The following is a 1,314-nucleotide window of genomic DNA, read 5'->3' on the forward strand; positions in this document are numbered from 1 at the left end:
CCGAAATCTATGAGTAAAACAAAGGTTTTGCTCTAAATATTCTTCAATTTCAGTTCATAAGGCGTTCCTCTTTTCACCACGGCCACGATCTGGTGGAGGAGCTTGTTGCGCACTGCATTGATGACGCTCATCTTGCTTTTACCTTCTCCCACTTTCCGCTCGAAGTATAGCCTAAACTCCTCGTTGAACCTGACGCTGTTGATGGCGGCCATGTGGAGGATGTGCTTGAGTTCTTTGTTGGCAAATTTGGACACACCCGTTTTGCCCATCACGCTTGTGCCGCTGCGGTATTCGAAAGGAGCCACACCACAATAGCAGGCCAGCTTCCGCCCGTCCTCCATTTTCGTGAAGCCCTGGGTATAGACCAAAAGCGAGATGGCCAGCACCTTTCCCACGCCCTTGATTGAGGTGAGCAGGTCGTATTTCTTCTTTAGCTGATCGTCTTTGGAGATGAACTCCTGCATTTTCTCCTCTACCTGCTCCATGCTTTTCTCTATTCCTTTGATGGCCTTCTTATTCACCTGCTCGAGTGTTTTGCCAGACACCGGATCTACCGCTATAAGTTCTTTGATGGTAACTTTGATCGACTGCAAAGCCTTGAGCAATCTTGATCTGTTTGCCTGCAGATCCTTTAAGCGCTCCAGCGTCACACCAGAGAGGTTCAGGCACCTGGCCTCGCGCTGGTGCAGCAGGGCATAGCGGGCAATGCGCTGGGCATCCACCTTGTCATCCTTGCCGCGCACCATGCCAATCGAGCGTTTGATCTGCAGGGCGCTCTCCATCCATACCTGTACATCCCTTGCCAACAGATAATGGACCACTTGGCGGGTGTAGAGGCCCGTGTGTTCCAGGCAGCAGAGGGTCTCAGGCCCTGCTTCACAGCCTTGCTGCTTAAGCCAGGCTTTCATTCTCCTGAAGCCAGAGGGGTTGTTGTTGAGTTTGTGGCAGAGCTGCTGGTTGTCACTGACCCTGACCAGGCACACATCCAGGCTGTCTTTTGATACATCGATGCCCAGGATAAAGGCAGGAGCTTGCAGGTTGACAGGCTTTTCCATATCTTTTGATTTAGTTATGCAAGCTGTGGATCGAAACCTTTATAATGGGCCCTAAGCGTCCCGAAAATCTACATGACCCCTGCCTGCGGGTTTAAAAAAAAGCAGCCAGTCTGAATCGGCTGTTAGGACCAGTTTCGCCTTGTTAGCGGGTAGTGCACTGGCTGCCTTAAGGTATAAAAGCTCTACTCTTATACCTGGTAAAAGGGTGCTGCAAGTATTAGAAAAATAATATCGACTAAATCTAAAGGTTGGCAGTAAG

1 protein-coding gene is annotated in these 1,314 nt (G+C 50.1%); it reads right to left on the reverse strand.

Annotation, left to right across the window (positions count from 1 at the left end; all coding sequences use genetic code 11):
- Positions 1 to 32 precede the first annotated feature (32 nt).
- Positions 33 to 1,055 (reverse strand): IS110 family transposase, encoded by a 1,023-nt coding sequence (locus I0P70_RS21190; protein ID WP_196121133.1) that lies wholly within the window; start codon positions 1,053 to 1,055, stop codon positions 33 to 35.
- Positions 1,056 to 1,314: the final 259 nt, after the last annotated feature.

The organism is Pontibacter sp. FD36 (genome assembly GCF_015686655.1).
Taxonomy (GTDB): Bacteria; Bacteroidota; Bacteroidia; order Cytophagales; family Hymenobacteraceae; genus Pontibacter.